Origin of the sequence: Mycobacterium sp. M26, assembly GCF_001494595.1 — a bacterium.
GTDB lineage: Bacteria > Actinomycetota > Actinomycetes > Mycobacteriales > Mycobacteriaceae > Mycobacterium.
The window spans coordinates 2,740,443-2,753,892 of sequence record NZ_LN929908.1 but is presented as its reverse complement, the minus strand read 5'-3'; the positions used below and the strand labels follow the sequence as shown (position 1 = coordinate 2,753,892).

Below are 13,450 nucleotides of genomic sequence, written 5' to 3'. Positions count from 1 at the left end.
ATGGCTGTCCGGCGCAGGCGCGCCGCCGCTGTCTCAGTGGCGGCCGTCTTGGGCATCCTCGCGCCCGGGGTGTTGGCAGCGTGCACGGGTAGCGCGGCCGAGCAGGTCAACTACGCCGTTGACGGCCGGCTGATCAGCTACAACACCAACACCGTCAGCGGGGCCGCCTCGGCAGGTCCGCAAGCCTTCGCCCGGGTGCTCACCGGTTTCACCATCCACGGCCCGGACGGGCAGCCGCTCGCCGACCACGACTTCGGGTCGGTGTCGGTGGTGGGTCGCGACCCGCTGGTGCTGGACTACCAGATCGCCGATAACGCGGTGTATTCCGACGGCAAACCGGTGACGTGTGACGACATGGTGCTGGCGTGGGCCGCCCAGTCCGGCCGCTTCCCGGCGTTCGCCGCGGCCAGCCGGGCCGGCTACATCGACATCGAGAACGTCGAATGCCAGCCCGGCCAGAAGAAGGCGCGGGTGAGTTTCGCCCCCGGCCGCGCTGTCGTGGACTACCTGCAGCTGTTCACCGCGACCTCGCTGATGCCCTCGCACGTTCTCGACGACGAACTCGGCCTCAGCGTCGCGCAGACACTGCAGGCCGGGGATCCCGCTGCCGTCGACCGCATCGCCCAGGCCTGGAACACCACCTGGGATCTCAAGCCGGGGATGAAGGGCGACGATCTGAAGAAGTTCCCGTCGTCGGGTCCCTACAAGATCGACTCGGTGCTGCCCGAGGGCGCGGTGGTGCTGACCGCCAACGACCGGTGGTGGGGGGCCAAACCGATCACCAAGCGCATCACCGTGTGGCCGCGCGGGGTCGATGTGCAGGACCGGCTCAACAACGGCTCGTTCCAGGTGGTCGACGTGGCCACCGGATCCTCGGGCACCCTGACCACCCCGGACGACTACGACCGCTCGGAGATCCCGTCGGGCGGTGTGGAGCAGCTGATCTTCGCGTCCCAGGGCCCGCTGGCCGGCCCGCCGGCCCGGCGCGCGGTCGCACTGTGCACGCCGCGGGACCTGATCGCGCTCAACGCCGAGGCGCCGATCTCCAACGCCCGGCTCAACCCGGCCGACGACAACGCCTTCAGCGGTGTCGAGGGTGCGGCCGTCGTCGGCCAGTTCGGTGCGGCCAACCCCGATGCCGCGCGGGCCTCGATCAACGGTCAGCCGCTGACCGTGCGGATCGGCTATCAGGCACCCAACCCGCGGCTGGCCGCCACCGTCGGGGCGATCACCAAATCGTGCGCGGCCGCCGGGATCACCGTGGTCGACGCCACCTCCGACACCACCGGCCCGCAGACCCTGCGCGACGGTGGGATCGACGTGCTGCTGGCCAGTACCGGCGGGGCGACCGGCAGTGGCTCCACCGGTTCCTCGGCGATGGACGCGTACACGTTCTTCAGCGGCAACGGCAACAACCTGCCCGGTTACTCCAACCCGCAGATCGACGGCATCATCTCGGCACTGGCCGTCACCACCGATCCGAAGGAACAGGCCCGGTTACTGGGGGACAGCTCGCCGATCCTGTGGGGCGACATGCCGACACTGCCGCTGTACCGTCAGCAGCGCACGGTGATGGCGTCGAAGAAGATGTATGCCGTGGAAGGCAATCCGACCAAGTGGGGCGCGGGCTGGAACATGGACCGATGGGTGTACGAGCAGTGAGTTCCGAATCCGTCGCCGACGTGATCGCCGGGTTGACCCGCGAGGTCCCCGACTTCCCCGAGCCGGGCATCCAGTTCAAGGACCTCACCCCGGTGCTCGCCGACACCCACGGTTTCGCCGTGGTCACCTCGGCGCTGGCCGAGATCTCGGCGGGGGCCGACCTGGTCGCCGGCATCGACGCCCGCGGGTTCCTGCTTGGCGGCGCGGTGGCGCACCGCCTCGGTATCGGGGTGCTGGCCATCCGCAAGGGCGGCAAGCTACCGCCGCCGGTGCACAGCCAGACCTACGACCTCGAGTACGGCACTGCCACGCTGGAGATCCCGGCCGACGGGATCGACCTGCGCGGCCGGCGGGTCGTGATCATCGACGACGTGCTGGCCACCGGCGGCACCATCGCCGCTGCGCACAATCTGCTGGTCACCGGCGGCGCCGAGGTGCCGGTGGCGGCGGTGGTGCTGGAACTGTCCGCGCTGGGCGGACGCGAGAAGGTGGCCCCGTTGCCGGTGCGCAGCTTGCGCAGCATCTGAGGCGATATCCTCGCTCTACGGGGGCGAGCGCGAGGAGGTGACCATGGCGGACGAACCGGGCCGGAGCGCGGCGGTCCAACCCATGCCGGTCGCCGACATCCCACCCGCCGAACCGCGGGTCGACACCCCGAAGACCACCAGCAGCGCGTCGCGCCGGGTGCGCGCCCGGCTGGCCCGCCGGATGACCTCCCAGCGCAGCACCCTCAACCCGGTGCTCGAACCGCTGGTGGCGGTACACCGCGAGATCTACCCGAAGGCCGACCTGGCGCTGCTGCAGCGGGCCTACGACGTGGCCGAGGCCAAGCACGCCGACCAGCTGCGTCGCTCCGGTGACCCCTACATCACGCACCCGCTGGCGGTGGCCAACATCCTCGCCGAACTCGGGATGGACACCACCACGCTGGTGGCCGCTCTGTTGCACGACACCGTCGAGGACACCGGCTACACGCTGGAGGCGCTGACCGCCGACTTCGGCGACGAGGTGGGCCACCTGGTCGACGGTGTGACCAAGCTGGACAAGGTGGTGCTCGGCAGCGCCGCCGAGGGCGAGACCATCCGCAAGATGATCATCGCGATGGCCCGCGACCCCCGGGTGCTGGTCATCAAGGTCGCCGACCGGCTACACAATATGCGGACCATGCGGTTCCTGCCGCCGGAGAAGCAGGCCCGCAAGGCCCGCGAGACGCTGGAAGTCATTGCCCCCCTTGCTCATCGGCTCGGAATGGCCACCGTCAAATGGGAGTTGGAGGATCTGTCCTTCGCGATCCTGCACCCCAAGCGCTACGACGAGATCGTGCGCCTGGTCGCCGACCGGGCGCCCTCGCGCGACACCTACCTGGCCAAGGTGCGCGCCGAGATCATCACCGCGCTGTCCGGGATGAAGATCAGCGCCGCCGTCGAGGGCAGGCCCAAGCACTACTGGTCGATCTACCAGAAGATGATCGTCAAGGGCCGTGACTTCGACGACATCCACGACCTGGTGGGTGTGCGCATCCTGTGCGACGAGATCCGCGACTGTTATGCCGCTGTGGGCGTGGTGCATTCGCTGTGGCAGCCGATGCCGGGCCGGTTCAAGGACTACATCGCCCAGCCCCGCTACGGGGTGTACCAGTCGCTGCACACCACCGTCGTTGGCCCGGAGGGTAAGCCGCTGGAGGTGCAGATCCGCACCCGCGACATGCACCGCACCGCCGAGTACGGCATCGCCGCCCACTGGCGCTACAAGGAAGCCAAGGGCCGCAACGGAGTTCCGCATCCGCACGCCGCCGCCGAGATCGACGACATGGCCTGGATGCGCCAGCTTCTCGACTGGCAGCGGGAAGCCGCCGACCCGGGCGAGTTCCTCGAGTCGCTGCGCTACGACCTGGCCGTCCAGGAGATCTTCGTATTCACCCCCAAGGGGGACGTGATCACGCTGCCCGCCGGGTCCACCCCGGTGGACTTCGCCTACGCCGTGCACACCGAGGTCGGCCACCGCTGTATCGGCGCCCGGGTCAACGGCCGGCTGGTGGCGCTGGAACGCAAGCTCGAAAATGGGGAAGTGGTGGAGGTTTTCACCTCCAAAGCCCCCAACGCCGGACCGTCGCGGGACTGGCAGAGCTTTGTGGTCTCGCCGCGCGCCAAGGCCAAGATCCGGCAATGGTTCGCCAAGGAGCGCCGCGAGGAGGCGCTGGAGGCCGGTAAGGACTCCATTGCCCGGGAGGTGCGCCGCGGCGGACTTCCGTTGCAGCGCTTGGTCAACGGCGAGGCAATGGCCGCGCTGGCCCAGGAGTTGCGCTACGCCGACGTCTCGGCGCTCTACACCGCCGTCGGCGAGGGGCACGTCTCGCCACGGCACGTGGTGCAGCGGCTGCTGGCCCAGCTCGGCGGCACCGACAGCGCCGAAGATGAACTGGCCGAACGGTATACGCCTGCGACCATGCCGGTGCGTCAGCGCAGCACCGACGACACCGGGGTGGCGGTGCCCGGTGCGCCGGGCACACTGACCAAGCTGGCCAAGTGCTGCACCCCGGTACCCGGCGACAACATCATGGGCTTCGTCACCCGCGGCGGCGGGGTCAGTGTGCACCGCACCGACTGCACCAACGCGGCTTCCCTGCAGCAGCAGGCCGAGCGCATCATCGAGGTGCACTGGGCGCCCTCCCCGACGTCGGTGTTCCTGGTGGCCATCCAGGTCGAGGCACTCGATCGGCACCGGTTGCTCTCTGATGTCACCCGGGTACTGGCCGACGAGCGGGTCAACATCCTGTCGGCGTCGGTGACCACCTCCAACGACCGGGTTGCCATCAGCCGCTTCACCTTCGAGATGGGTGACCCCAAACACCTGGGTCATGTGCTCAATGCGGTGCGTAATGTCGAAGGCGTGTACGACGTCTATCGAGTGACAAGCGCGGCATAGCCATGGCGACACTGATCACCGGAGCATCAGCAGGACTGGGCGCCGAATACGCGCGGGCGTTCGCCGCGAAGGGCCACGACCTGGTCCTCGTCGCCCGGCGCCAGGAGTCCCTGGAGGCGCTGGCCGAGGAACTGCGATCGGCCCACGGCGTCACCGTCACCGTGCTGGCCCGCGACCTGGCCACCGCGGCGGCCGGCGCCGAGCTGGTCGCGGCCACCGACGCCGCAGGTATCAGCGTGGACGTGCTGGTCAACAATGCCGGCTTCGGCACCCACGGCGACCTCATCGACGCCGATCCGCAGCGGATGGCCGACGAGATCCAGCTCAACTGCGCCACCCTGGTCGACCTGACCGTGCGCTACCTACCCGGGATGCGCACCCGCGGGCGGGGCACGATCATCAACATCGCCTCCACCGCCGGATTCCAGCCGGTGCCGCACATGGCCGTCTACGGCGCGACGAAGGCGTTCGTGCTGTCGTTCAGCGAGGCGCTATGGGCCGAGGAGAAGCCGCACGGCATCCGGGTGCTGGCCGTCTGCCCCGGCGCCACCGACACCGAATTCTTCGACATCGCAGGCGAATCAGCGGCACTGGGCAAGAAGCGCACCGCCCGCCAGGTCGTCGAGCGCACGCTACGGGAACTCGACGGGGGCAAGCCCAGCTTCGTCGACGGCCTGGCCAATGCGGTCACCGCCCACCTGCTGACCCGGATCGCGCCGCGGCGGCTGCTGATCACGGTGACCGGCAAGCTGATGGGCGGCAAGGGCTGACCGGCGATCGCCGGGGCCTGTCCCTGTAGGGTCTTCTTCCATGGCGGATGTGTCTCTGATGGCCGGATTCCCCCCGGCTGAGCCGTCGCAGGTGACCCTGGCGAACTGGCAGGACCCCCCGTTCAACCGGTGGGCGTTCCAGCACCTGCGCGAGGTCATCCCCACCCACCGCATCTCCCGCGGCTGGGGCCCGCTGCGCCGCCTGGACTACCACCAGCATCCGCTGGTGCCGCAGGCCGTCGCGGTCCAGCGCCTCGAGGGCGCCACCGGGACACTGGCCGACGTGCTGGCCGACACCTGGACCGACGCCGTGGTGATCGTCCACGACGGGCGCATCGTGCTGGAGAACTACTACGGCGCGATGGCCCCGGACAGCGCGCACCTGCTGATGTCGGTGACCAAGTCGTTCGTCGGCTGCATCACCGGCATCCTGGCCGCCGACGGTCACCTGGACCCCGACAAGCCGCTGACCACCTACGTGCCCGAGGTCGCCGGGTCCGGCTACGACGGCGCCACCGTACGCAACCTGCTCGACATGCGCAGCGGTGTGCAGTTCCGCGAGGAGTACACCGACCCCGACGCCGAGGTCCGGGTGATGGAGCGCTACATGGGCTGGCGGCCGTGGTCCAACGGCGACGAGGGCCGCGGCATGTACACCTACCTGACCACGCTGGCGACGTCCTCGCCGCACGGCGGGCCGTTCGTCTACCGCTCGGCCGACACCGACATGCTGGGCTGGGTCTGCGAGCGCGCCGCCGGCGTGCGGATGGCCGACCTGATCTCCCAACTGATCTGGCAGCCGCTGGGCGCCGAGTTCGACGCTGAAATCACCTGTGACGCCGTGGGTTCGGCGATCCACGACGGCGGGATGTCGGCCCGGGCCCGGGATCTGGCCCGGTTCGGTCAGTTGGTGCTCGACGACGGGCTCGTCGGCGACAAGCAGGTGGTGCCCAAAGCGTGGCTGACCCAGGCGCGCACCATCGACCCGGACATCAGGGCGGCGTTTGCGTCCTCGGACTCCGAACCGTTCCTCACCGGCGGCTGGTACCGCAACCAGTTCTGGTTCATGCCCGGGGTGCTCGGCGATCTGCAACTGTGCCTGGGCATCCACGGTCAGATGGTGCTGGTGGACCGTGCCACCCGGACGGTCTCGGTGAAGCTGTCCACCTGGCCGACCGCACAGAACCCGGTGTACCTGCTCGACACGGTGCGCGCGTTCGTCGCCGCGGGTCAGCATGCGGCCGGTCTGCCGAGCGTGGGCCGGCATCGGGCCAACCTCAGCGGGCCGATCGGGGTGGTCGAGGGCCGCGAACGCGGCCACGGCTGAGCCGGGTTACTTCACGTAGCCGATCGGGATCACCGTCGGCGGTTCGGCCAGTGCCTCGCTCTGATACATCGACCGGATCCCGTCGATGTACTGGCGGCACCGCGTGGTCAGGCCATCACTGGTCTGCATCCGGCCCTTGGTGACCAGGATGCCCAGATCAGCCCCTTTGAAGCGGTAGTCACCGGGCCCGTAGACCCGCATGTAGAAGCACTCGTCCTCGTGGGTGACGTCATGCCAGTCGTTGGTCACCGCCACGAAGTGCAGCGCACCGTCCTCGTCGAGGCGGTAGCGGCCGGTGCGCGGGGCGGCCAGGATGCGCTCGACGGAGTCGTTGGGCTCCTTCATGATCAGCTGCGCCCAGACATCAACGGCGGCCAGTTCACGCCAGCGTTCGTTGATCTCGTCGACGTCCACCGTGTAGTCGACGTCCATGAACTCCAGCAGGTGGAATAGGAACAGCGGGATGTCGGAGTAGGCGCCGGCGGTGACGTTGGTGATCGACGAGGCACCCGAGATCCGCGGGTTCAGCTCACCGAGGTAGACGTCCTCGCTGTCGAGGTCCACCAGGACGTCGACCTCGAAGAAGCCCTTGTAGCCCTCCTTGCGCAGCCGGTCACCCAGCCGCTGCACGTGCCGGATGGCGGTGGCGCGGTGCTCCTCCGAAAGTGCTTCGGGGAACAGGTCATTGCCACACCAGCCGCCCCGGTAGGGGGTTAGCTCCGGGTAGCCGGTGAGGTCGGTCATGAACGGGCCCACGACGGTGCCGTGCCGGGTGTTGACGGCCTCGACCGCCACGGCGTGGTTGTTGATCCGCTTCATGATCTTGAGGTCCTGGCCGATGATGTCCTCGCTGTCGCGATCCCATTCGGACTCGTTGGTGATGAAGAATGTGGTCTTGCCCGAGTCGCCGTACGGCGTCTGCACCACCAGGTCCGAACCCAGACCGGCCTTGCTGGCCAGCTCGGTGAGTTCGGCGTAGGTGCTGGCCCGGTCCAGGACGTTGGGCACCGACGGGGCGCCGGCCTCCTCACCGAGTTTGGTGGTGACGATCTTGGAGTCCAGGTGCCGGCGCAGCGAGTCCGGCGGCAGGATCAGGTCGTAGTCCAGTTCGGCGCAGATCTCTTCGGTCTCTTCGTCGAAGAACACCATCGCGACCATCGGGCGCACCTTGTGCGGGGCGCAGCGCTTCTCGATGAACCGCTGCACCTCGGCATCGCGCAGCAGGTAGTTGTTGATCTCCTCGCTGGAATTGAATTCAACATAGGGTCGGCTGGTCGGGGCGAACACCCGCGGATGCGCGCCGTCCCAGGAGTCGTAGTACACGATGTACTCGAAACCCCGTACCCAGCGGTCGATTCCGAGCAGATTGAAGGCCGTGGGACCGATGAAGAAAATCGGTTGCTCGTTGGTCCGGAAAAATGTCCGGATCTCCGAGATCCCCTTCAGCCCGCGGGATCCGAAGACTCGTGATATCAAGCTCTGTCGTTCACTCACATCTGCCTCGCGGCGAATTGTGTCATGACGGAGACAAAGATGACTGCCAAACGGTTGACTAATGCTCTCGACCCAGGAGGTAGCGATGGCCCAGCATCCACTTGAGCCGCTCAGCGCAGAGGAGTTCCGGCAGACCGCCGAGATCCTGCGCCGTGACGGACACGTCGACGACGGCTACCGGTTCACCTCGATCGAGCTGAAGGAGCCGCCCAAGGCGGAGGTGAAGGCCTGGCGGCCTGGCGACGCGATCCCCAGGACGTCGTTCGCGGTGCTGCTGGACCGCAAGGAGAACAAGACCTACGAGGCCACCGTCGACCTCACCGGCGATGCCGTCGTCTCGGTCGAGCACATCCCCGGCGTGATGCCCAATTTCACCGTCGACGAATTCCACGATGTCGACCACGCGATGCGCGAGCACCCGGAGGTGATCGCCGCCCTGGCGCAGCGCGGGTTCACCGATATGGACCTGATCCTCATCGACGTGTGGACCTACGGCAAAGCGCTGATGCCCGAACAGCACCGGCACCGGCGGCTGGGCTGGTGTGACCTGTGGGCGCGCGAGACCCCGGACGGTAACCCTTACGGCCATCCGATCTCGGGGATCAAGCTGCTGGTCGACATGAACACCCTGGAATTGGTGGAGATCGAGCAGAATCACGACTACGGCCATCCCGAGGTCGATTCCGAGTACGTGCCGTCGGTGCGCGGGATCCCGCCGCGCGACGATCTCAAGCCACTTCACATCACTCAGCCCGAAGGCACGTCGTTGACCCTCGACGGCACCGAATTGCGTTGGCAGAACTGGAGTATCCGGCTCGGCTTCAACTACCGCGAGGGCCCGGTGCTCTACCAGGTGAGCTTCGATGACCGCGGCACCCGCCGCGAGGTGGCCTACCGGATGTCACTGGCCGAGATGGTGGTGCCCTACCGCGATCCGAGCTTCGACCACTACCGGCGCACCGCCTACGACATCGGCGAGTGGGGGCTCGGTTTCATGACCACCTCGCTGGAACTGGGCTGCGACTGCCTGGGTGAGATCGTCTACGTCGACGCCGTCCTGCCCGACACCAAGGGTGAGCCCTACACCGTCAAGAACGCGATCTGTCTGCACGAGGAGGACAACGCCGTCCTGTGGAAGCACGTCGACCACAAGACCGGGGCCGAGGTGCGCCGCCAGCGCCGGCTGGTGATCTCGGTTCACGCCACGGTGGCCAACTACGAGTACCTGGTGTACTGGCGGTTCTACCAGGACGGCAACATCGAATGTGAGATCCGGGCCACCGGCATCATGGTGACCACGCCGTTCCCCGACGGCGAGCAGGCCCCGCCGTACGGCACGCTGGTCGACACCAACACCTACGCCCCGTTCCATCAGCACTTCCTGGTCGCCCGGCTCGACATGGATGTCGACGGCGATCAGAACACGGTGATGGAGGTCGACTCGGTGGCCCCGCCGGTCTCCCCGGAGAACCCCTACGGTCTGGCGATGGTGACCCGCTCGACGCCGATCCGCTCGGAATCGGAGGCTGCGCGTGACTTCGACTGGGCCACCCAGCGGTCGTGGAAGGTGGTGAACCCCAACAAGACCAACAGACTGGGCACCCCGGTGTCCTACAAGCTGGTGCCGACCGCCAGCTTCCCGGTGTTGATGGATCCCTCGACGCCGCAATATCTTCGGGCGCCGGTGATCGGGCACACCCTGTGGGTGACGGCCAACAGTGCCGACGAACGCTGGCCCGCCGGTGCGTACCCGACCCAGTCCGAGGCCTGCGCCGGGATGACCGAGTGGATCAAAGACGATGCGCCGCTGGAGAACACGGATGTGGTGCTGTGGTACGTCTTCGGCATCAACCACATCACCCGGGTGGAGGAGTGGCCGATCATGTCGGTCGACACGGTGTCGTTCTGGCTCAAGCCATCGGGATTCTTCGACCAGAACCCGTCGATCGACGCCCCGCCGACCACCAAGGGCGGCGCCTGCCACACCTGAGCGCGCTCAGCAGGGTGTGGTGAAGTCCATGTCGGTGGGGAAGGGGTGCCCACCGCCGTCCAGGCAGGCCTGGTAACAGTTCTGCTGGCTGAACCCGAACGCCGTGTAGGTCTCGCAGTGGTTGAAGCTGCCGTCGGCCTCGGCGGCCTGATCGCAGTACCCGCCCCCGAAACCGGCGAACGCGGTGTTCTGGCACTGCCCGGGTGCGGCCCCGGCGGGTGGCCCGGTGATGAGTGTGGCGAACAGTCCCGCGGCCGCCACCGCCGCGCCGATGAGATGTGTACGGTTCCGCATGCTGACCCCCGCGGTGTCCGTCGTTACTGACGCTTACGTCAAGAACGATAGGACGGCTCAGGTGCGAGTAGAGGCAAAGTCGCACAAATGCGCCCGCGGGATGCGATTTTGGGACTGCTCGCGGCTGACGGAGAGGAGCGCAGATGAAACCGGTCATCATCGAATGCGCGATCAACGGTGTCACCACCAAGAAGACCAACCCGCATGTGCCGATCGAACCGGCGGAAATCGTCGAGGACGCGCTGGCCTGTATGCAGGCCGGTGCCGCGATCATCCACAATCACATCGACCGGGTCGGGATCAGCGTAGACGAGGCCGCCGACCGGTATGTCGAAGCGTGGCAACCGATCCTGGCGCAGCGCCCGGATGCGTTGCTGTATCCCACGATTCACCTCGACAGCACCTTCTCGCCGTCCTATGAGCATCTGGTACCGCTGGCCGGGCGCGGCATGCGCCTGGGGGTGACCGACCCGGGGTCGGTGAACCTGGGCTACACCAACGCCGACGGACTGCCCGCCGGGCCGATGGTGTACCGCAACTCTTTCGACACCATCGCCCACGCCTTCGACATCTGCCACACCGCGAAAGTCGGCCCGAGCCTGGCGATCTACGAGCCCGGCTTCCTGCGTGCCACCCTGGCGTGGTGGCGGGCGGGCCGGTTGCCGCGCGGCTCGATGATCAAGCTCTACTTCTCCACCGAACGCGGATACATGGGTGCCCCGTTCGGCCTGCCGCCCACCGAGCGGGCCTTCGAGGCCTACCTGGAATTGCTTGAGGGATGCGATGTTCCGTGGGCGGTCTCGGTGGTCGGTGGTGACCTGTGCGCCAACCGCGTCGCCACGCTCGCGCTCGAACACGGCGGGCATCTTCATGTCGGGCTGGAGTTCTACGGCGGTGAGCGCACCCCGACCAACGTCGAACTGGTCAACGAGGCCGTCGAACTGTGCGCGCAGGCCGGTCGTGCGGTGGCCACCCCCGATCAGGCCGCCGACATCCTGGGCCTGCCGCCACGCAGCGGGTAGCTCAGTCCAGCCGGACCGAGCTGACGATCACCTTGTTCTTCGGGCGGCCGTCGTCGGGATCGCCGGTGATGCCTTCACCGGCGATGGCATCCACCGTCGCCAGTCCGGTTTCGTCCACCCGCCCGAACACCGTGTAGGTCGGCGGCAGCAGCGAATCCCGATAAACGATGAAGAACTGGCTGCCGTTGGTGTCCGGCCCGGAATTGGCCATGGCCAGTGTGCCGCGCGGGTATTCGATGCCCTGCTGCAGCGCCGGGTCGAACGGCCGGTACTGGTTGGTCGGGTACTCGTTGGCGAACCGGTACCCCGGACCACCCTGCCCCGAGCCCGTCGGGTCCCCGCACTGCAGCACCGCGAGTGCGGCCGAAGCGGTCAGCCGATGGCACGGAGTGCCGTCGAAGTAGCCCTGCTGGGCCAGGCTGACGAAGCTGTTGACCGTGCACGGCGCCTTGGCGTTGTCCAGCATCAGGCCGATCACGCCCGCGTTGGTCGTCATCGTCGCGTTCACCGTGGCCGGAACGGTGGGCACCTTGCCGGGTCGCGGCGGGCGCACCGCTTTGTCGGCCGGGGTGACCGTCGCGGGATAGGTGCAGTTGGCACCCAACCCGGCCGGCGGCTTGAACGGCGGTAACTGGGTACCGCCCGGGCCGGGCGCACTGGGAATACCCGCCCCGCCGTTGCGGGCGGCCTCCTCGCGCACCACTTTGGCTGCCCACCCGAACAACACCACACCGGCGATCACCGCCAGGATCGTCAGCACCGTCACCAGGTAGCTGATCACCAGGCCCGCGATGGCCAGGCCGCGGCCCTCCTCGCCGCTGCGCTTGATCTGCGACAGCGAGATGTGGCCGAACACGATGCCCAGCGGGGCGAACAGGAACGCGCAGATCAGCGACGCGATCGCCATTCCGTTGGTGGTCGGCGGCGGCTGATACGGGTAGGGCCCGGGTGGCGGCGGGTAGTACGGAGGTTGGGTCATCGCCGCCTAGTCGAGCAGCACCGACTTGATCGTCACGTCGGTGGCCGGCTTGCCGTCCTGGCCGCCGCCTGCCACACCGGCGGCGGCGATCTTGTCCAGGGTGGCCAGGCCGGTGGCATCGATCGTGCCGAAGACGGTGTAGTTCGGCGGCAGCTGCGAGTCCTTGTAGACCAGGAAGAACTGGCTGCCGTTGGTGTCCGGGCCGGCGTTGGCCATGGCCAGGGCGCCACGCGGGTAGAGCACCGGCTGCTGCAGTGCCGGGTCGTTCTTGGCGTACTGGTTGGTCGGGTACTCGTTGGCGAACTCGTAGCCGGGCCCGCCCGAGCCGCTGCCGGTCGGGTCACCGCACTGCAGGACACCCAGTGACGGCGAGGTGGTCAGCCGGTGGCAGGGAGTGTCGTTGAAGAAGCCCTTCTGGGCCAGGCTGACGAAGCTGTTGACGGTGCACGCCGCCTCGCCGTTGTTCAGCAGCAGGCCGATGTTGCCCTGGTTGGTGGCCATGCTGGCGCTGACGGTGGCCGGGTCGGTGGGCACCTTGCCGGTCTTGGGTGCCTCGACCGGCTTGCTGGCCGGCTGGGCGGCCGGGTACTGGCAGTTCGCGCCGAGATCAGCGGGAGCCTTGAACGCCGGAAGCTGGCCGGGACCGCCGCGGACCAGGGTGGTCGACCCTGAGGGCTCCGGGGCGGCCGTGCTGCTCGGCGCCGCGCTGGCCGTGGTGTCGTTCTTCTTGTCCTTATCGGTCAGGACGAAGGTGACGACGAGGGCGACCGCAGCGGCGACCGCGACAATGCCACCGATGATGGCCAGCAGCCGGCGGCGCTTGGCCTGCTGCTCGCGGCGCTCCAGCTGTCGCTCGAGTTTGCGCTTGGCCGTCTCACGACGCTGTTCGTTGGTGGGCACCGCGGGAAGCCTCCGTGTCCTCGTGTGGATCAGTCGGCACCGAGTGTGCCAGTTCATCCTGAAACCAGGGGCTGCGACCCTCACGAA

At 67.8% G+C, this 13,450-nt stretch carries 11 protein-coding genes; 7 read left to right on the top strand and 4 right to left on the bottom strand.

The window, feature by feature from the left end; genetic code table 11:
- The 5 genes from BN3385_RS22455 to BN3385_RS22435 are packed head-to-tail and all read left to right on the top strand — an operon-like array spanning window position 1 to window position 6,684.
- Window positions 1-1,662: an ABC transporter substrate-binding protein gene (locus tag BN3385_RS22455; RefSeq protein WP_059020126.1), complete on the top strand. Its 1,662-nt coding sequence runs from the start codon at window positions 1-3 to the stop codon at window positions 1,660-1,662.
- Window positions 1,644-2,189: an adenine phosphoribosyltransferase gene (locus BN3385_RS22450; protein WP_059020124.1), complete on the top strand. Its 546-nt coding sequence runs from the start codon at window positions 1,644-1,646 to the stop codon at window positions 2,187-2,189. Before BN3385_RS22455 ends, BN3385_RS22450 begins: the two co-directional genes overlap by 19 nt.
- A gap of 43 nt (window positions 2,190-2,232) precedes the next feature.
- Window positions 2,233-4,587, top strand: a complete 2,355-nt coding sequence (locus BN3385_RS22445) for a RelA/SpoT family protein (protein ID WP_059022328.1) — start codon at window positions 2,233-2,235, stop codon at window positions 4,585-4,587.
- Between the two features lie 2 nt (window positions 4,588-4,589).
- On the top strand, window positions 4,590-5,357 hold the full coding sequence (locus tag BN3385_RS22440) for an SDR family NAD(P)-dependent oxidoreductase (protein WP_059020123.1): 768 nt from the start codon (window positions 4,590-4,592) through the stop codon (window positions 5,355-5,357).
- 40 nt (window positions 5,358-5,397) lie between these two features.
- Window positions 5,398-6,684 carry a serine hydrolase domain-containing protein gene (locus tag BN3385_RS22435; protein ID WP_231748793.1) on the top strand — a complete coding sequence of 429 codons (1,287 nt, stop codon included), beginning with the start codon at window positions 5,398-5,400 and terminating at the stop codon, window positions 6,682-6,684.
- 6 nt (window positions 6,685-6,690) lie between these two features.
- On the opposite strand, the gene BN3385_RS22430 is transcribed toward BN3385_RS22435, so the two are convergent.
- Window positions 6,691-8,160 (bottom strand): biotin carboxylase, encoded by a 1,470-nt coding sequence (locus tag BN3385_RS22430; RefSeq protein ID WP_197415258.1) that lies wholly within the window; start codon window positions 8,158-8,160, stop codon window positions 6,691-6,693.
- Between the two features lie 79 nt (window positions 8,161-8,239).
- On the opposite strand from BN3385_RS22430, the gene BN3385_RS22425 reads away from it, so the two are divergent.
- Window positions 8,240-10,168 carry a primary-amine oxidase gene (locus BN3385_RS22425; RefSeq protein WP_286141845.1) on the top strand — a complete coding sequence of 643 codons (1,929 nt, stop codon included), beginning with the start codon at window positions 8,240-8,242 and terminating at the stop codon, window positions 10,166-10,168.
- A gap of 6 nt (window positions 10,169-10,174) precedes the next feature.
- On the opposite strand, the gene BN3385_RS22420 is transcribed toward BN3385_RS22425, so the two are convergent.
- Window positions 10,175-10,462, bottom strand: coding sequence for a hypothetical protein (locus tag BN3385_RS22420; RefSeq protein ID WP_059020121.1), 288 nt, complete (start codon window positions 10,460-10,462; stop codon window positions 10,175-10,177).
- Window positions 10,463-10,605: 143 nt separating this feature from the next.
- Here BN3385_RS22420 and BN3385_RS22415 point away from each other — a divergent pair, with 143 nt between their 5' ends.
- Complete coding sequence (locus BN3385_RS22415; RefSeq protein WP_059020119.1) at window positions 10,606-11,484, top strand: beta-keto acid cleavage family enzyme; 879 nt, start codon at window positions 10,606-10,608, stop codon at window positions 11,482-11,484.
- A 1-nt stretch (window position 11,485) separates the two neighbouring features.
- On the opposite strand, the gene BN3385_RS22410 is transcribed toward BN3385_RS22415, so the two are convergent.
- Window positions 11,486-12,463: a peptidylprolyl isomerase gene (locus BN3385_RS22410; RefSeq protein WP_059020116.1), complete on the bottom strand. Its 978-nt coding sequence runs from the start codon at window positions 12,461-12,463 to the stop codon at window positions 11,486-11,488.
- A 6-nt stretch (window positions 12,464-12,469) separates the two neighbouring features.
- On the bottom strand, window positions 12,470-13,363 hold the full coding sequence (locus BN3385_RS22405) for a peptidylprolyl isomerase (protein ID WP_059020114.1): 894 nt from the start codon (window positions 13,361-13,363) through the stop codon (window positions 12,470-12,472).
- Between the last annotated feature and the right edge of the window lie 87 nt (window positions 13,364-13,450).

Bases quoted from the DNA above. Each gene is read 5' to 3' on its own strand.
- BN3385_RS22435 (WP_231748793.1), top strand. From the start codon at position 5,398: ATGGCGGATGTGTCTCTGATGGCCGGATTCCCCCCGGCTGAGCCGTCG.
- BN3385_RS22445 (WP_059022328.1), top strand. From the start codon at position 2,233: ATGGCGGACGAACCGGGCCGGAGCGCGGCGGTCCAACCCATGCCGGTC.
- BN3385_RS22455 (WP_059020126.1), top strand. From the start codon at position 1: ATGGCTGTCCGGCGCAGGCGCGCCGCCGCTGTCTCAGTGGCGGCCGTC.
- BN3385_RS22420 (WP_059020121.1), bottom strand. From the start codon at position 10,462: ATGCGGAACCGTACACATCTCATCGGCGCGGCGGTGGCGGCCGCGGGA.
- BN3385_RS22415 (WP_059020119.1), top strand. From the start codon at position 10,606: ATGAAACCGGTCATCATCGAATGCGCGATCAACGGTGTCACCACCAAG.
- BN3385_RS22425 (WP_286141845.1), top strand. From the start codon at position 8,240: ATGCTCTCGACCCAGGAGGTAGCGATGGCCCAGCATCCACTTGAGCCG.
- BN3385_RS22440 (WP_059020123.1), top strand. From the start codon at position 4,590: ATGGCGACACTGATCACCGGAGCATCAGCAGGACTGGGCGCCGAATAC.
- BN3385_RS22410 (WP_059020116.1), bottom strand. From the start codon at position 12,463: ATGACCCAACCTCCGTACTACCCGCCGCCACCCGGGCCCTACCCGTAT.
- BN3385_RS22450 (WP_059020124.1), top strand. From the start codon at position 1,644: ATGGGTGTACGAGCAGTGAGTTCCGAATCCGTCGCCGACGTGATCGCC.